The 17,168-nt window shown below is 65.3% G+C and carries 11 protein-coding genes; 2 read left to right on the plus strand and 9 right to left on the minus strand.

The annotated features are described in order from the left end of the window. Window positions 1-48 precede the first annotated feature (48 nt). From xylA to FHW78_RS08680, 6 genes are all read right to left on the minus strand, one after another. Window positions 49-1,383 (minus strand): xylose isomerase, encoded by a 1,335-nt coding sequence (gene xylA, locus FHW78_RS08655; protein WP_183639503.1) that lies wholly within the window; start codon window positions 1,381-1,383, stop codon window positions 49-51. Between the two features lie 36 nt (window positions 1,384-1,419). Next, entirely contained in the window at window positions 1,420-2,913 is a 1,494-nt protein-coding gene (xylB, locus tag FHW78_RS08660; RefSeq protein WP_183639504.1) for a xylulokinase, read from the minus strand. A 199-nt stretch (window positions 2,914-3,112) separates the two neighbouring features. Beyond that, window positions 3,113-4,642 carry a tryptophan halogenase family protein gene (locus tag FHW78_RS08665; RefSeq protein ID WP_183639505.1) on the minus strand — a complete coding sequence of 510 codons (1,530 nt, stop codon included), beginning with the start codon at window positions 4,640-4,642 and terminating at the stop codon, window positions 3,113-3,115. Between the two features lie 24 nt (window positions 4,643-4,666). Further along, complete coding sequence (locus tag FHW78_RS08670; RefSeq protein ID WP_183639506.1) at window positions 4,667-5,689, minus strand: cupin-like domain-containing protein; 1,023 nt, start codon at window positions 5,687-5,689, stop codon at window positions 4,667-4,669. A 3-nt stretch (window positions 5,690-5,692) separates the two neighbouring features. Beyond that, window positions 5,693-6,436: a SapC family protein gene (locus FHW78_RS08675; protein WP_141455216.1), complete on the minus strand. Its 744-nt coding sequence runs from the start codon at window positions 6,434-6,436 to the stop codon at window positions 5,693-5,695. A 166-nt stretch (window positions 6,437-6,602) separates the two neighbouring features. Next, window positions 6,603-9,779: a TonB-dependent receptor gene (locus FHW78_RS08680; RefSeq protein ID WP_183639507.1), complete on the minus strand. Its 3,177-nt coding sequence runs from the start codon at window positions 9,777-9,779 to the stop codon at window positions 6,603-6,605. Between the two features lie 460 nt (window positions 9,780-10,239). On the opposite strand from FHW78_RS08680, the gene FHW78_RS08685 reads away from it, so the two are divergent. Then, window positions 10,240-11,313: a LacI family DNA-binding transcriptional regulator gene (locus FHW78_RS08685; protein ID WP_183639508.1), complete on the plus strand. Its 1,074-nt coding sequence runs from the start codon at window positions 10,240-10,242 to the stop codon at window positions 11,311-11,313. 296 nt (window positions 11,314-11,609) lie between these two features. Here FHW78_RS08685 and FHW78_RS08690 read toward each other — a convergent pair whose 3' ends face one another. Beyond that, window positions 11,610-11,981: a YciI family protein gene (locus FHW78_RS08690; RefSeq protein WP_183639509.1), complete on the minus strand. Its 372-nt coding sequence runs from the start codon at window positions 11,979-11,981 to the stop codon at window positions 11,610-11,612. 196 nt (window positions 11,982-12,177) lie between these two features. Here FHW78_RS08690 and FHW78_RS08695 point away from each other — a divergent pair, with 196 nt between their 5' ends. Then, a complete protein-coding gene (locus FHW78_RS08695) occupies window positions 12,178-13,332 on the plus strand; it encodes an SDR family oxidoreductase (RefSeq protein WP_343205548.1) in 1,155 nt (384 codons plus the stop codon). Between the two features lie 447 nt (window positions 13,333-13,779). Here the strand turns inward: FHW78_RS08695 and FHW78_RS08700 are convergent, their stop codons facing one another. Next, window positions 13,780-13,992 carry a helix-turn-helix transcriptional regulator gene (locus tag FHW78_RS08700; protein ID WP_183639510.1) on the minus strand — a complete coding sequence of 71 codons (213 nt, stop codon included), beginning with the start codon at window positions 13,990-13,992 and terminating at the stop codon, window positions 13,780-13,782. A 154-nt stretch (window positions 13,993-14,146) separates the two neighbouring features. Beyond that, a complete protein-coding gene (locus FHW78_RS08705; protein ID WP_183639511.1) occupies window positions 14,147-17,101 on the minus strand; it encodes a right-handed parallel beta-helix repeat-containing protein in 2,955 nt (984 codons plus the stop codon). Window positions 17,102-17,168: the final 67 nt, after the last annotated feature.

Consider the following 17,168-nt stretch of genomic DNA (forward strand, 5'->3'; position numbering starts at 1 on the left):
GTCCTCCCCTTGCTCAGTTCATGACCGTTGCGATGGCCACCCGACCGCTCAGCGCAACAGGTATTGGTTGAGCAGATTCTCGTAGCGCTCCTGCTTGCCACTGATCTGCCTGGGTTCACCGTTCCCGGCGGCCAGCGCCGCCAGTCCGGACAGGTCCAGCCTACCGTTTTCGAAGTCCTTGCCCGCGCCGCTGTCGAAGCTGGCATAACGCTCGGCGCGCCATTGTTCCCACGGGGATTCGGTCAACAGCGCGTGCGCGACCTCCAGGCCGCGCGCGAACGCGTCCATGCCGCCGATGTGGGCCAGGAACAGGTCCTCCAGATCGGTCGACTCCCGGCGCACCTTGGCGTCGAAATTCAGCCCGCCCTCCAGCCCGCCCTGGCGCAGCACCACCAGCATCGCGCCGACGGTGTCGTACAGGTCGGTCGGGAACTGGTCGGTGTCCCAGCCATTCTGGGCATTGCCGCGATTGGCATCGATGCTGCCCAGCAGCCCGTGATCGGCCGCCACCTGCAGATCGTGTTCGAAAGTGTGGCCCGACAGGGTGGCGTGGTTGGCCTCGATGTTGAGCTTGAAGTCCTTCTCCAGGCCATGCTCCTTCAGGAAGCCGGCCACGGTGGCACTGTCGAAGTCGTACTGGTGCTTCATCGGCTCCATCGGCTTGGGCTCGATCAGGAAGTTGCCCTTCAGCCCGATGCTGCGACCGTAGTCGCGCGCCATGGTCAGGAAACGGGCGAAATGCGCGATCTCGCGCTTCATGTTGGTGTTGACCAGCGAAGCGTAGCCTTCGCGACCGCCCCAGAACACGTAGTGCTCACCGCCCAGTTCCACCGTGGCTTCCAGCGCCGCCTTCACCTGCACCGCCGCGCGCGCGACCACGGCGAAGTCCGGATTGGTCGAGGCGCCATTCATGTAGCGCGGATGCGAGAACAGGTTGGCGGTGCCCCACAACAGCTTCATGCCGGTCGCCCGCTGGCGCTCCCCGGCCAGGCCGACCATGTGCCGGAGGTTCTTTTCGTAGGTGGCGATGTCTTCCGCGTCCGGCGCCAGATCCACATCATGGAAGCACCAGTACGGCACGCCGAGCTTGGTGAAGAATTCGAACGCCGCATCCACCTTGGCTTCGGCGGTGGCCATCGGCGAACCGGCCTCCCACGGGAAGTGCCGCGTGCCGGGGCCGAACGGGTCATGGCCGGCATTGCAGAACGTATGCCAGTAGCAGACCGCGAACTTGAGGTGCTCGGCCATGGTCTTGCCGCCAATCCTGCGGTTCGCGTCGTAGATCTTGAAGGCCAGCGGATTGTCCGAGCCGCGGCCCTCGAACGGGATGCGGCCGATGCCGGGGAAGTATTCCTTGGCGCCGATGAAGGGCTGCGTGCTCATGCTGGATTTCCTTGGGTTGTGCCGGAGGGGGAAGCGTCAGCCGCGCTGCAGCGGCGTGACGGCATCGAGGTACTGGAGGAAGCGCCGGTAGCCGTTGGCGTACGCTTGCCTGCGTGATGGATCGGGCGTGGCCGACAACGCCGGGTCGGTCGTCACATGCGCCTGCACGACGGTGGCGATGGACGCGGAGTCGCCGTTCGCGCGAGCGCGGGCCCACAGCGCCTGCAGGGCCGCGCCAAAGGCCGCGCCTTCGGCCTGTCGCGGCACGTCCACCGGCAGGCCGAACACATCGGCCACCAATTGCCGCCAGGCCGCACTGTTGGCGCCGCCGCCGGTCAGCACGATGCGATCGAAACGCATCCCGGCGCGGACGAAGGCGTCATAGCCGTACTTCAGGCTGTAGGTCGCTCCTTCCATCGCCGCGCGATACAGGTGCGCCGGACTGAGGTTGTGCATGTCCAGGCCGGCGAGCACGCCCTTGCCCAGCGGCAGATCCGGGGTGCGCTCGCCGTTGAGGAACGGCAGCATCACCAGCCCGTCGGCGCCGGCCGGCGTGGACTGCACGAGCGCGTCGCCGTCGCGCGCGTCGAAGCCGAACAGGCGCGCGACCTGCTCGGTCGCCACCGTGCAGTTCATCGTGCAGATCAGCGGCAGCCAACCGCCGGTGGACGAGCAGAACGCCGCCCACGCGCCGGCCGGATCGACCACCGGCGTGTCTGAGTACGCGAACAGCGTGCCCGAGGTGCCCAGGCTCATCGCCAGCCGGCCTTCGGCCACGCAGCCGGTGCCGATGGCCGCCATCATGTTGTCGCCGCCGCCGACCGCGACTTTGACGGTGGCGGGCAGGCCCAGCTTCGCGGCCATCGCCGGCATGATGTCGAACAGCGCGTCCGGCGCGGCGATCGGCGGCAGGCAGGCCGCCAGATCGCGATCCGGATCGGTGGCATGCAGCATCGCCTTCGACCAGCCGCGCGTGCGCACGTCCAGCCAACCGGTGCCGGAGGCATCGCCGTACTCGCAGAAGCGCTGTCCGGTCAGCACGAAATTCAGGTAGTCGTGCGGCAGCAGGATCGTCGCCAGCCGCGCGTAGGCCTCGGGACGATGCTTGCGCGTCCACGGCAGCTTGGAGGCGGTATAGCCGGCCAGGATCGGATTGCCGGCCAGCTCGATGGCGCCTTGCGCGCCGCCGACCGCCGCCATGATGTCGACGCACTCGCCGGCCGTGCTGGTGTCGTTCCACAACTTGGCCGGCGCCAGTACCTGTCCGTCGATGTCCACCGCCACGAAGCCGTGCTGCTGGCCGGACACCGCCAGCGCATCCACGCGCGCGCGGATCGTCGGGGCGATGCGATCGAAGCAATCGCGCATCGCCTCCACCCAGTCCGACGGATGCTGCTCGCGGCTGCCGTCCTCGCCACTGGTCAATGCCAGCGGCGCACTGGCATTGGCGACCACGGCGCGGGCCTCCGGGTCGTACACCACCACCTTGAGGCTTTGCGTGCCTGCGTCGATGCCTGCGGTCAGTGCCATGCGAAGTCCCCGGAACAGAAAGTTAGCGCTACCATTTCGGCGGTAAAAAAAATCCGCGTCCGCGAATACCGCCGGGAAAGCCGCTGCCGCGGCCCGGTCCCTAGCCTGCGGCCACTGTATACACGACCGCGCCGGAGTACATGCTGCGGCGCAGAATCCCCGTCCCGACAAGGACTTGCGGACGGCGGACCGTGCGCTTTCACGCCCGCTGCTCCCGCGCCGGGGCAGGACGTTGCCGCCACACCTCGGCGTTGGCCGGGCAGTAGCGTTCAATGAAGTCCTGCTGCGCCGGCATCGCCGCCACCGCCCGCGTGATCGGCGCGCGGATGCCGTCCAGCAGGCGCTTCAGATCCGGGTCGGACAGGCCACGCGCCAGCGGATGGTGCGCCTGCGGCTGCAGGCCCTGGCCCAGCATCACGTGGGTCCAGGAATCGACGCGGAACAGTTCGTTGGCGCCCTGCCAGGCGTGCGCGCGCTCGCGCCACGCCTGCAGGCGGATCGCCAGCGAATCGGGCAATTCCATGTGGCGGCATTCGCGCCACATCGGTTCCTCGCGCTGGTTGGCGTGGTAATGCAGGATGATGAAGTCGCGCACGTGCTCCATCTCGATCCGGCTGGTCTCGTTGTACAGCCGCACCAGCGCGTCATCGATGCCATCGAGCGGAAACAGTTCGATCAACCGCACGATCGCGGTCATCGCCAGGTGCAGGCTGGTCGATTCCAGCGGCTCGATGAAACCGCTGGCCAGGCCCAGCGACACCACGTTCCTGTTCCAGGCCCGCAGGCGACGCCCGGTCCGGAACGGCACCCGCCACGGATCGCGCACCGGCGGCGCGCCGACGTCGGCCAGCAGTTTGGCGCTGGCTTCGTCGTCGGACATATGACGGCTCGAAAACACCAGGCCGCAACCGACCCGGTGCTGCAACGGGATGTGCCAGCGCCAGCCGGCCGCATGCGCGATCGCGCGCGTGTACGGCACCGGCGCGCCGGTTGGCTCGGTCTGCACCGCCACCGCGCGGTCGCTGGGCAACCAGCGGTTCCAGTCCTCGTAGCCGGTTTGCAGGGTCTGCTCGATCAGCAGACCGCGAAAGCCGGTGCAATCGATGAACAGATCGCCCTCGATCACCTGGCCATCCTCCAGCAGCAACGCGCGCACGTCGCCGGTCCCGGCGTCCTGGCGCACCTCGCGGATCTTGCCCTCGATCCGCTTGAGTCCGTTGCGCTCGGCATGCCGGCGCAGGAAACGCGCGTACAGCCCGGCGTCCAGGTGGTAGGCGTAGTTGACCGCGGGCTGCCCGCCCAGGGCGAACCGATCCCGCAGCGACGCCTGGGTTTCCAGGCAGAAGTCGCCGAGCGCGGAGGCATGGCCGCGGCGCAGGCTCTCCAGCCAGAAATGGTGGAACGCGCAGACCAGGGTGCCCTGACCGGTGATGCCGAACGGATGGATATAGCGCTCGCCGTGCCGGCGCCAATGCTCGAACGAGATCGACAGCTTGAACGTGCCGGCCACGGCCTGCAGGAATTCCTGCTCGTCGATCTGCAGGAAGCGATGGAAGCTGCGGATCGGCGGCACCGTCGATTCGCCGACGCCGACCGTGCCGATCTGCTCGGATTCGATCAGGGTGATGTCCAGCAGTCCGCGGAACTGGTGCGCCAGCGCGGCGCCCGCCAGCCAGCCGGCGCTGCCGCCACCGGCAATCACCACCCTGCGTATCCGTCCAGCTTCCATCCGTCCCCTCTCCCGGCGTGCCGGTCAGCGATTGAGTTTGTCGATCAGCATGGCGCGCAGCTGCCGCGCCATCGCTTCGTCCAGCGGCCCCATCACCCCGCGCGCATCTTGGGGCAGGTGCGCGCCGGCCTGATCGGCGGCGCCGAACACGTAATGATCGAAAATCGCGCGCCATCCCCGCTTCTCGCGCTCGGGCCGATCCCGAATCGTCCACAGCGCGTGGTACAGCGCGTGCATCGGCGTCGGCAGATAGGCCGGCGCGCTGCTCCACCAGTAGTTGATCAGTACGTTGAACGGCTCCAGCCCCTGCACGTGGTGCCACCACAGGCTCGGCATGAAGATCGCGTCGCCGGGTTCGAGCACCGCCTCGCGCGCGGTCGCCCACGCCTCGGCGAAGCGCGGGTGGCGCTGCAGATCCGGTGCGGCGAAATCCACGATGCTGACCGCCTGCCCGCCGGGCGTCGGCGCCAGCGGTCCCGGATACAGGTTGGCGATCTGTTCGGGCGGGAACAGGGTGAAGCGGCGCCGTCCGACGGCGCAGCAGGCGATGTTGTTCAGGGCGTCGTAATGGCATGACGCGGTCACCCGGTTGCCGATCCAGATGCTCGGCGGCGCGTGGATGCCCTGGGCCGCGAGCCCGAGATCGTTGCCGGCGCGCAGGCGCGGAAGACGGGCGTCCACCGGCAACGACGCCACGTAGTAGGTCGGTGGCCGTTCGTCTTCGATGTGTCGTGCGATCCCGTCGAGTACATCACCCAGGCCATCGCGGCGCACCTCGCAGTTCAAGCCGGTGAAGCCGGCATCGTAGAACGGCCGTCCCGCCACCTCCGGCGCGCCCCACGAATAGGTGACCGGCTGGCCATTGTCGTGATCGCGCAGGTAGTCCATCGCGGCGCGCATCGAACTCCGGCCGGCCCGCACCAGTTCCCAATCGCGCGCGACCCCGCGCAGCACGACCGGCTCGCCGCCGGCCAGCAGCGCCTGCACGGGCACGTTCTCACCTGGCGACAGCGCCAGTTCGGGCAGCGGCGTGGCGGCAGGCAACATCGCTCAGGCTGCCCGTGCCTGGCGCAGGCGACGCTGCTTCTCGGCCATCAACCGGCGCAGGTTCTGCATCGACGCCTGGATCAGATACGCCCCTTCCAGATATCCGGCGCGGTGGAGCCCGTGCAACGCCCCCGCGTCCAGCGCGGCCAGGCGTTCCCGATCCAGGCCATGCAGGCCGGCCAGGCTCACCCGGTGCTGGTCGTCCAGCTGCAATTCCAGGTCCAGCGGCTGGATCAGCTCCAGCGCGTCGAACGCGGCAAACATCGACGCGCCGGATTCGATGCCGTCGCGGACGCCGCGCAGCACCGCCGAGACATGATCCAGGTAGGGACTGTGCCCGCCGTGCGGCAGGAACACCGCTTCGCCTTCGCTGAAACTGGCGCGCGGATGATCCAGGTCGACATGGATCACCGGTTCGCGCCGGAGTTCGCCCTCCACGCTGCGCTCCTGGAAACCGATCAGGAACGGCCCCTTGGCGACGATGCCCGGCAGGTAGGTGGCGTTCCAGCGGCCATCGCGCAGGAACAAGTTCTCGCGCGCGTCGAAGCCCAGCAGGGCGACCGCCTGCCAGGCGCCGTCGCGGTTGCGGTCGCGACGGAAGAAAATCGGATACTCGCGCTGCAATTCGGCGAACTCGGTCGGGAACGCGGTGACCATGCCGACATCGTCGCCGAACTCCGGCCCGAAGCGGGTGATGACCCGCAGGTCCTTGTGGGCGACGTTGTTCAGCAGTTCGTGTCGTGCCATGGTGATTCGGGACCGGGTGGCGTGCGCGGAGTTATGCACCGTCCCTGCCGGAATTGGAAGGGCCGCCGCCGAAAGCCGGGCGGGCGACCGGTGGGTGAAAAGGGATCGCTGCCGGAGCAGCGATCCCATCCTTCACGATAGCCGGAGAGGGCGGTATCGCAGGACCCTAGAACTTGTAGCGGACACCGAGCATGTAGCGCGGACTCTGATCGACCAGCTTGATTACCTGCTTCTCCGAGCGGCCGTGCCAGCGCACGTCCTCGCCGGTCAGGTTGATCGCCTCGAAGCCCAGCGACCAGCGGTCCGACAGCGCGTAGTTGACGCTGAGATCCCACTGCTCGTATTCCTCGACGTAGTACGGATTGCGGTTGGATCCGTTCTGGTTCGCCGCGATGAGGTACTCGTCGCGCCAGTTCCACGCCAGGCGGACCGACCAGCCATACTTCTCGTACATCAGCATCAGGTTGGCGGTGTCGCTCAGGCCCAGCAGCGCGAACTGGTCGCGGTCCAGCACCGTGTTGTCGAAGCCGACGTCGCCATTGACGATGGTGTAGTTGGCGAACAGACCGAAACCGCTGTCACCGAGGAAGTACTGGCCGCCGATTTCCCAGCCGCGCAGCTTGGCCTTGTTCTGGTTGACCGGCCGGTTGACGTCGAACAGGTACAACGGATCGTCCGCCTCGCCGACCAGGTTGTAGTCGGTCTCCATCTCCAGCACCTGCGCCGAGCTGCCGTCGTAGGCGGCCAGGCCACCGGTTGCACCGGCGTTGCGCAGCATGGCCAGGGCCGTGAACAGCGCCGTGTCGTTGGCCGAGCAGGCGGCGTCGACGTCGTTGCCGGCGCCGCTCACCTGGGTGACGCAAGCCTGGCTCTGCAGGAAGTCCAGTGCCGCCTGCGCATCCGGACCGGAGGTCGGGTCGGTCAGGCCGTACAGCGATTCGCGGACCACGGTGTTGCCGATGAAATTGTCGACCGCCTTGTTCCAGTAGGTCACCGACACGTAGCTGGCATCGGCGAAGTACCACTCCAGCGCCAGGTCCAGGTTGTCCGATTCCAGCGGCTCCAGCGCCGGGTTCTGGGCGTCGCCGCCAGCGCGCGTGGACGGATTGACCAGCACCGAACCGGTCGGCTGGTTCGGGTTCGGACCGGCGTACAGGTTGCCGTACGGCGGACGCGCGATCGTCTTGCTGAACGAGGCGCGGCCCTTCAGGGTGTCGGTGAAGTCAATCCCGAAGTCCAGGTTCGGCAGCAGGTAGCTGTAGCGGTTGGTCTCGCTGAACGGCTGCACCTCGTCCGAGCGCAGGATGCGGAAGTCGTTGTTGGCCGACCACTCGATCGCGTTGGGCACGGCCACCGCCGAAGTGGAGGTGACATCGGTGCGCTCGTAGCGCACGCCAATCCGCGTCTGGGTGGCCATGCCGCCGAGCTCGCCCTGCATTTCCAGCTGCAGGTAGACCGAATCGGTCTTTTCCTCGATCTTGTTGTCGGCCGCCAGTTGCGGGTTGTAGCGGTTGCTCGCCCCGTACTCGCCGGCCGCCCACCGCGCCAGGTCACTGGTGTTGCCTCGCCATGCGCCGGGCGCCGCGCCGTTGGCGCTGTAGTCGTCGAACAGGCCGATGATGCTGGTCCGCCGCAGCAGATCGGTCAGGCCCGGTTCGTCGCCGGCATTGGCCACGCCCCAGTCGCCGAGCGTGGCGTACATCTCGGTCGCCTGCCGCCGCCTCATCGTCATGCGCGAGGAATCGACGCCGAACTGGAAGCGGCCATCCTCGAAATCGAACTCGCCGTCGATCCGGCCCTGCTTGATCTCGGTTTCCTGGGTCTGCGCGTTGATGCGCAGCACCTGCGAGCCCAGTTGCTCGGGCGGGAAGTCGGGATTCAGGGTGCCGCCGGTGCCGGCCACCGCCGATGCCGCGTCCGGATACCAGGTGCGGGCGCCGAGCGGCAGGCCGTTGTTGAAGCGCAGCTCCTGCGCCCAGTTGCCGCCGCAATACGGACCGACCGTGCAGTTGTTGGTGCCGGCCAGGCTGAAGTAGGTCGCGCCGCCACCGGTCAGCGGGTCGTTCGGCTTGCTGCTGGACTTGGTGTTGTGGGCGTCGAAGTTCAGCCGGAACCGATCGCTGACGTCCCACTTGGCGTTGAAGCCCAGCGAGTCCAGCTTGTACTTCTGCTCGTTGTGCTGCTGCTCGTAGCCGAAGTCCTTGGCACCTACGATGTCGCGCAGGTAGACCGGCGTGGCGACGGCCTCGTTGGTGTCGAATGCCAGGTGGGTGAAGCTGTTGGCACGCTGCAGCCAGATTGTCTGCTCACCGCGATCCTCGGAGATCTCGTTGGTCGAGTACGTGTAGTCCAGGGTCAGGGTCAGGCTGTCGATCGGCGCGAACTGGATCACCGCCTGGCCATTGATGCGCTCGCGTTCGAAATCGGCGAAGGCGTAGCGCAGGTCGTTCGGCATCGCGTAGAGCTGGCCGATGGCCGGCGCGTTGACCACCTCCGCGCCGGCGCGCAGCGCCGGATCGGTGCCGGTCCAGCGCTGGATGTTCCAGGCGTTCTCGGTCGCCTGCACCGAACCGCCGTGGCGCTTCTGGTAGCTGGCCGCCAGGCCGACGCCCCAGGTCTTGTCGTCGTTGGTGTAGCTGAAGATGCCCGAGACTTCGGGCGTCATGTCGGTGTCGAAGGGCTGCGAGTCGTCGTAGACCGCCTTGGCGCCGGCGCTGGCGACCACGCCGGTGTGGTTGAACGGCCGATCGGTCTGGATGTTGATGGTCGCGCCGATGCCGCCGCTGGGCACGGTGGCCTGGCCGGTCTTGAAGACCTCCAGCGCGCTGATCGCCTCGGAGGCCAATTGGGCGAAATTGAACGCGCGGGTGCCGCCGTCCACGCCGCCGATCGGGATCTGGCCCGGCGCGCCGAACGCGTCGGCGCCGGGGATCTGGCGACCGTTGAGGGTCACCATGTTGAACTGCGGGCCGAAGCCACGCGCGGTGATCTGCGCGCCCTCGCCGTCGCGGCGCTCGATCGAGATACCGGTGATGCGCTGCAGGGACTCGGCCAGGTTGGTGTCCGGGAACTTGCCGATGTCCTCGGCGGTGACGCCATCGACGACGCCGATGGCGTCGCGCTTCATCCCCATCGACTGATCCAGACTGCTGCGGATGCCGCTGACCACGACCGTGTCCAGGGTCTTGGCCTGGTCGGTCGCCTGCGACGTGGATTGCTGGGTGGTGTCCGCAGGCGTGGCCTGCGTGGCGGCGTCCTGGCCGAACGCGGGGTTGATGACCAGCACGCCCCCCACGAAGGTGAACATGGCCTTCGATTTGAATCTCGCCAACTTCCGGCTCATGAACTTGCCCTCAGGTCTGGAGTTGCACGGAAACTGCACGCGTTCATGGATCTCCCCTTTCACGATCAATGGATGTATCGCCCTCCCAAGGGCGCCCACGGGCATGGCCCGTTATTTCCAGACCGGAACCGGGCGCGGCGTCCGAGGACGCACGACCTGGTATTCCGGCTTCAAAACGTGTTTGGACGACTAGTGCGCGATGGAGGGGCAGGCCATTGACCGGGCTGTGCAGCAGTCGAGTGGTAGCGCTACCATTACGTTGGGCCGCAGACTAATCACGCCTCTTCGTCCTTGTCACCATGCAGCGCAGCAAATCGACGCAAAGTCCCCGAAACACCGCGCCGAGTACGTTGGGAGGAACCGTGATGGAAACGATTCCAGCCACGGGACTGCGCGTGTAATGGAGGTTTCCCGCCCGCAGCCCGCCTGAACCACGCAGAATGACCGGATGAATTCCCGCATGAACAAGACCAGCAAGTCGGTCCGCCGCAAGGGACGGGCCATCACCATCGACGAAGTCGCCGCGCACGCCGGCGTCTCGCCGATGACCGTGTCCCGCGTGATCAATGGCCACGAAGGCGTTCGCGACGCCAATCGCGAACGGGTGATGCGCAGCGTGCGCGAACTCGGCTATCGGCCCAACCTGGCCGCCAGCGCGCTGGCCGCAGCGCAGCACACCTGCATCGCGCTGATCTACACCAACCCCAGCTCCAGCTACCTGCGCGAGCTGCTGGTCGGCGCCTTGCGCGGCTCGGCGCGCGCGGCCGCGCAATTGGTGATCGCCACCTGGGACACCCTCGACGCGGAAGGCCAGCGCGCCGCCGCGCGGCAGTTGGCGCAGAGCGTGGCGGGCGTGATCCTGCCGCCGCCGCTATGCGAGTCCAAGGCGATCGTCGCCGAGTTCGCGCAGGCCGGAATTCCGGTCGTCGCGATCGCGTCGGCGCATTTCAGCGACCGGATTTCCTGCGTGCGCATCGACGACCATCGCGCCAGCCACGAAATGACCACGCACCTGATCGCGCACGGCCATACCCGCATCGGCTACATCAAGGGCGATCCCAACCAGACCGCCAGCGCGCATCGCCTGCGCGGCTACCAGGAAGCCCTGGCCGAGGCCGGCCTCGCCTTCGACGAGGCACTGGTCCAACCCGGATATTTCACCTACCGCTCGGGCCTGGAAGCGGCGGAGAACCTGCTGTCCCTGCGCCGCCCGCCGACCGCCATCTTCGCCAGCAATGACGACATGGCTTCCGCGGTGGTCTCCGTCGCCCACCGCCGCGGCCTGGACGTGCCGCGCGATCTCTCCGTGGTTGGCTTCGACGACACCTCGGCGGCGACGATGGTCTGGCCCGAACTGACCACCGTCCACCAGCCGGTCGCCTCGATGTCCGATGCGGCCATCGACATCCTGCTGCGTGAAATCCGGCGCCCGAATACCTCGGCGCGCACCCTGGTCAACCATGTCGTCCCGCATCAACTGGTGAAGCGCGCGTCGGTCGAAACCCTCGCCAAGCGCAAGACGGGCGGACGGTAGAAGGTTGGGAGACAGAGGCCAGGTGACATGCGTGGTGCGGGCCACCGATGAAGTGCTCAGTGACTCACGCCATTGGCGTCGCGAGCAGGCCGTCCGGGAAGGCGAGAAGCAACGGCAAGCATCCGCAACGCCGGATTCATCCGTACGCGGACGCGGTAGCGAGACCGGCATCGAATGCCCGCCCGTCAGGGGAACCTCCGTCCATATCACGCTTCCCTTGGCGTCGCCGGCCGGATAACGGCCAAGAAAGGCGCGCATTGGCTCCCGGGAACCTTCAGCGCATTTTGTTCAAGCCCTCACGGAACCAGATAAAAGTCCATGGGGATGAGTTCGACAGCCCACCCTCCCTCTTCGCCCAAGATGGCGGCCGGGTGCATGGAGGCGATGCGCAATGCCTCCTCAGGGCTGTCCGCCTCAATGATGAACAGGCCACCCACCACTTCCTTCGCCTCGGCGTAAGGCCCATCGGTGACATGCGTCTTGCCGCCACGCGGACGAAGCGTCCGCCAGCTTCCGGTATCGCCCAGTGACGCGGACACCCGCACCTTGCCGGTGGCGAGCATCTTTTCGTCCAGGGCGGGACACTGGCTCTCCAGCGCTTCCACTTCGTCTGGACTCATTGCGGCGAACTTTTCGGGGGAGAAATAGGCCAGGCCGAGGTACTTCATGGGAGTTCCTTTGAACAGGGGTGTATTTGACGACGAAGCAGAGGGCTGGAAATCGACCGTGCTCGGATACCGCTGCTGATGGCCCCGGAAAATCCGCTTGTCCTGTGGCATCCATAGTCATTGCAGGACGTCCGAGTTGATTCCGCTATGGATTCGGTTCGAGGGCTCCCATCCTGGACCGCGAGTTTCCCGTCTGATGCAGATCGATTCCAGGGCTGCCTGGCTTGTCATCGGTTCAAACAGCAATCCAGGGGACGCTGACCCGTTGGCCGGGCGGTGTCCCTACTGGCACGACCGTTTTACAGCGGCCCTGCCCGCACCGCAGGACGATTCAGGATGCAAAAGCTTCTCGCATTCACATGTCATGCCGTTCGGCCGTAGACGGGCAACATCCATGCCGCCCAAAAATCACTGCCACCCGCAGCCCTGTGATTATCAATCACAAAAAGCGATCGCACGCACATTTTCTGATTTCGCCCGATTAGGATTTTCTGGCGGAGGCCGGCTCCATCAGGTATCTGACCAGCCGCCGCAGATGCATCTTTCACAGCACGTCCTACAACCCGAGGAGAGCCCCATGACTGAGCGTTCGCTGAAGAACAAAGTTGCGGTGATCGCGGGCGGCGGCAAGAACCTTGGCGCCCTCGTGGCGCACCAGTTCGTCGACGCTGGCGCTCGCGGCATTGCCATCCACTACAACAGCGACTCGTCGAGATCCGACGCCGAAAGAACCGCCGCAGAACTCCGGGCCAAGGGCGCGGATGCAACCCTGTTCCAGGGCAACCTGGCCGTGGTCGAGAACAACGCCAAGCTGTTCGAACAGGCCAAGGCGCATTTCGGACAGGTCGATATCGCAATCAATACCGCTGGCGTTGTGATCAAGAAGCCGATCCTGGAAATCACAGAAGCGGACTATGACAAGAGCTTCGACGCCAACGCCAAGGCTGCGTTCTTCTTCATCCAGCAAGCCGGACGAAACCTCACCGACGGCGGAAACATCGTCACGATTGTCAGTTCATTGCTGGCGGCATACACGCCGTTCTATGCGATATACCCGGGCAGCAAAGCGGCCGTCGAACACTATACGCGTGCGGCGTCGAAAGAATTCGGCGAGCGTGGCATCTCGGTCAATGCGATCGGCCCCGGCCCGATGGACACCTCGTTCTTCTATGGGCAAGAACAGCCTGACGCGGTGGCCTACCACAAATCCGCCGCGGCCCTGAGCAAGTACAGCAAGACCGGCCTGACCGACATCCAGGACATTTCGCCCATCGTCAAGTTCCTTGTCACCGATGGCTGGTGGATTACCGGACAGACCATTTTTGCCAACGGTGGCTACACGACCCGCTGACCTGGTCGATGCACCAGACGATCCGGTCCAACGGACCGGATCGCGCCCCGCGAGCGGGACCCGCATGAATCGGTTCCAACCACTGCTGGACCGCTTGGGAGTCGCTGGCCCGGACCATCGTGTCTCAACCAAACGTGGCACTGCTTCTCGGTACCACGGGAGCATTTTGCCTGCGCTCGACGCTTTCCAGACAGCCGTGGCCAGTCACCGTCTGATCCTGCAAGCCACCCGCGCCAGGGGGCAGCGGAGGACAGCTGGATTCCACCAGGCACGGAAATACGAATCCGAGCAGGGCAGCGCGCATACTCACTCGCTTGTCCGCTAGCCGAAGCAGAGAAAAAACGCCTTCCGTCCGCCCAATGGGTCGCCGGTCGTTCCTGCGCTCCGATGCTCGCGCGCCTGGCGGGCCGCCCCGCTCCCGCACTCCGGATGAACGTGTCCTGTCGTTCATGAAAGCGCGATCCCACCGCGACCGGTCGCCAGCCATTCGATCGAGACGTCTGTTGTGATCGCCACGTCCACCAAGTGGCTTGCGCGGGGCTTCGGACGCTCGCTGACCTCCCAATTGGCGACTGCTCCGCGTGACACGCCGATCCGCTCCGCCAATTGGCTTTGTGTCATCCCCGCACGCTGACGCGCCACGCGCACACGCGTTGCCATGTCCATTGTTCCGCTAGCTCCGCCATCTTCCTCAGGAGCTAAACGCATCCTGACCCCTACCTCCCTACCTCCGCCCGTGACCGGCACGGAGGGTCCGTTCATGGAAGGTCAATGCTTCGGCGAAGCAGAGGAGCAATGCGTCACCGCAGTACGCCTACGGCACGCTGCACGTGACGACAAGGGTGATGCTGCTATTGGCTGGAAATGTGGAAATGGCCACGCCGGTGTTCTGCAGGGTGTTCACGTCCAGCACCGACGGACACACGGCCCCACCCGTCGCACCGCTGCAGCTCACCGCCGTACAGGTCAAACCGATGGCCGTGTCTCGCACGAGCGCGCCATCCGCCGCATCCGGACCTGCATTGCTCACCACGATCGTATAGTTCGCGGCGGTTCCGCTGGTTACCGTATCGTTGGCTTGGTCGCCCGGACCTGACGACGGCGTGTTGGTCTTGGTGACCGACAAGTCCGCCTTCGGATTCCGCGTATTGACGAAGCTGCAGGTCAGATCATCCCCTGCTGCCGGCGTCACGCTGAAGCTGGTCCCGTTGCCGCCAGGGGTTTGTCCACCCGACATTGCATTGGTACAGCTGTACGTGGTGGCATAGCTCGCCAGATCCGCTCCGGCTGCCGCCGATTCCGACAGGGTATAGGACGCACCGATGGCCGCGGAGCCCGCCGTCACCATGCCGGTAGCGGTACTGCCGCTGCCGCCGGTGGTGACGGGAGCAGGCGCACCGGCACCGGTGATGCTCAGCGTGAATTGATCCGCGACATTGAAGCGACCGTCGGGCAGGGACTTCTGCAGACGCAGGACGGCGTGCTTGCTGTTGGTATACGTGCACGTGATGGTCTCGCCTTCGTCCAGATCGATGGTGGCCACGCCTGTGCCCGGGTTCACCGTGCTGCCGCCATCCGGGTCGGCGCAGACCAGGTTGGACAGGGTCCAGCCAGCCACGGCCGTTTCCGTCACGGTGTAGACGCCCGCCGCCAGACCGGTGAAGGCCTGCATGTTCGGCAACGCAGTGTCGGCGTCATCGTCAAGGCTGAAGTTGCCCAGGCCCGTGCCGGTGGCGGTGAAGGAAAAATCCTGAGCACTGTCCGGCAACGCGTCCTTGACGATGACAATGCTGCCACTCTGCACGTCGGTGTCGCTAGCCGTGTTGTCGGCCGGTGTCGACTCGGTCACGCCCGTCGGCACGGCCAGAGTAGCCGTATTGGTCAGGCTGCCACTCGTGGCCGTGGCCGTCGCTGTAACCGTGAAGGTAACGCTGCCGCCAGGGGTCAGCAACGGAACAACGATACCGGTGCCCTGCATCAGGGCCACGGTGGTATTGGCGGCCGTCGGGCACTGCGAGCCGAGGGTAGCGCTGCCGCAGGCGACGCTGTTCGCCGACAGGCCGCTCACCACCGGATCGGTGAAGGTCGCGTCGCTGATCGGGTTGGCGCCGTTGTTGGTCGCCACGATCGTGTAGATCAGGTTTTGTCCGTTCGTGTACGTCGCCTGCCCGTCGGTCTTGGTAATGGTCAGGTTGGTGGTGGACGGGCCGCTGAACTCGGAGGTCGCGCCCGAACTACAGGCCGCCGTCAGGCAGCGGGTCGCTGTCATGCGCAAGGTGGCAGCGTCCACACCCGCGACGGCGCAACTGCTTGGAATATTGGCACTGGGATTGGCCACGATGCACGACCCCAGCCAGACCTGGCCCTCGCCGTAGCCGGTGGGGTCCACACCGCCCGGGTTGTTGTAGAAGTCGATTCGGTAGCCGTTGGCGTTTGCGACCGTGTCGAGAACGAAATTGACGGTGTTGCCCGAAATTCCGCTGATCACTGGAAAGTTCTGCACGCCGTTGGGCCCGGTGTCGGCGTCTCCCGCATCGTTCGGGGTAACACCATTGGTGGCCAGGTCGATACCCAGTCCCAGGTTCCCGGAAATGTTGGTGTTGGCGTATACGATGTTATCGGCGGCGTTGATGCCGGTAATGTTGACGCCATCCCCCCGGTTACCTGTAATAATGTTTCCGGTGACGACGTTGCCATTGGTCTGAACCAAGCCGGTACTGGGAAGCAGTACCCCGGACCCGCGATTGTCAGTGATCGTGTTTCCCTGGATCAGATTGTTGTTGAATACGCCCATCTGTGTTCCGCTACCGTAACCGGTGACGGATACGCCAGCACCGTTTCCACCGGTCACCGTGTTGTTGGTGATGGTATTGTTGCTGGCACCGTAGGAACCGTCGAACTGCATGCCTAATCGGATGCCGATGCCCGTGCTGTTGATGATGCTATTGCCATCAACCCGCACATTGTCAGCCGTGAAGAGGGCAATACCGGAAGAGCCTCCCGTCACCGTGTTGTTGGTGATGGTGCCGTTGTAGGCCGGGTTCGCAAGATAGGGTGAGCTGGCGGTATTGTAATAGTTGATGCTGTAGACACCGCCCGTGATGTTGTTGCCGTTCGTGGTGACGTTATCGCTGTCGCTCACCAGGATGGCACTTCCCGTTGTCACGCCCATCGTGAACGTATTTCCCTGAATCAGCATGTTCGAGACACCGCCAACACGCACCGTACTGCCGAAATCGGCGGTTCCGGTGAATCCCATATTCAGAAGCTGGCTGTTGTCGGCTTCGGCGTCGTAGAACGAAAGCGTATCGAAGGATCCGCCTGCAAGATTGACGGCATTGCCTCCATCGATGACCAAGGTGTCAGTGACGTCAGGAAGCGTCGAAGCAAGCACGATGGTACCGGATACGCTGAATACGATGGTGTCATCCACTGCCGTGGTGGCATTGGCCTCATCGATGGCCGCGCGCAGCGTTGTGCAGCTGAAGCTGGGGCTTGCCCCTGTGCACGATCCCGCCGTATCACCCAGCGTGGTCACCGTGTAGGTGTCCGCGTATGCACGACATGAGACAGACACCAGTGCAATCAGAAGAAGCCTCGTGACCTGGGAGGACATCCTGGATAGACGCATGGATTTGCTGTTTTTATCCGCCATGAAAACCCATCCCATTACCTTTTGACGCCGCAATTCCGCACAGCGGAACGCTGCCTGCCAGAAATTTCGTCGATGAAGCGCCGGAGACTGGAAACTCCCTGTGTTCTTCTTCATTTCTTCTCGTTCCGCATGCGCCGCCGGACGACTGCTCCGCTCATTGAATTCGTGCCCTGAACCGCTG

It is taken from the genome of Pseudoxanthomonas sp. OG2, from assembly GCF_014192765.1.
GTDB lineage: Bacteria > Pseudomonadota > Gammaproteobacteria > Xanthomonadales > Xanthomonadaceae > Pseudoxanthomonas_A > Pseudoxanthomonas_A beigongshangi.

What these genes read in the sequence shown, in the direction of transcription:
- xylA (WP_183639503.1), bottom strand. Translation starts at nt 1,383, where the DNA reads ATGAGCACGCAGCCCTTCATCGGCGCCAAGGAATACTTCCCCGGCATC.
- xylB (WP_183639504.1), bottom strand. Translation starts at nt 2,913, where the DNA reads ATGGCACTGACCGCAGGCATCGACGCAGGCACGCAAAGCCTCAAGGTG.
- FHW78_RS08665 (WP_183639505.1), bottom strand. Translation starts at nt 4,642, where the DNA reads ATGGAAGCTGGACGGATACGCAGGGTGGTGATTGCCGGTGGCGGCAGC.
- FHW78_RS08670 (WP_183639506.1), bottom strand. Translation starts at nt 5,689, where the DNA reads ATGTTGCCTGCCGCCACGCCGCTGCCCGAACTGGCGCTGTCGCCAGGT.
- FHW78_RS08675 (WP_141455216.1), bottom strand. Translation starts at nt 6,436, where the DNA reads ATGGCACGACACGAACTGCTGAACAACGTCGCCCACAAGGACCTGCGG.
- FHW78_RS08680 (WP_183639507.1), bottom strand. Translation starts at nt 9,779, where the DNA reads ATGAGCCGGAAGTTGGCGAGATTCAAATCGAAGGCCATGTTCACCTTC.
- FHW78_RS08685 (WP_183639508.1), top strand. Translation starts at nt 10,240, where the DNA reads ATGAACAAGACCAGCAAGTCGGTCCGCCGCAAGGGACGGGCCATCACC.
- FHW78_RS08690 (WP_183639509.1), bottom strand. Translation starts at nt 11,981, where the DNA reads ATGAAGTACCTCGGCCTGGCCTATTTCTCCCCCGAAAAGTTCGCCGCA.
- FHW78_RS08695 (WP_343205548.1), top strand. Translation starts at nt 12,178, where the DNA reads ATGCAGATCGATTCCAGGGCTGCCTGGCTTGTCATCGGTTCAAACAGC.
- FHW78_RS08700 (WP_183639510.1), bottom strand. Translation starts at nt 13,992, where the DNA reads ATGGCAACGCGTGTGCGCGTGGCGCGTCAGCGTGCGGGGATGACACAA.
- FHW78_RS08705 (WP_183639511.1), bottom strand. Translation starts at nt 17,101, where the DNA reads ATGAAGAAGAACACAGGGAGTTTCCAGTCTCCGGCGCTTCATCGACGA.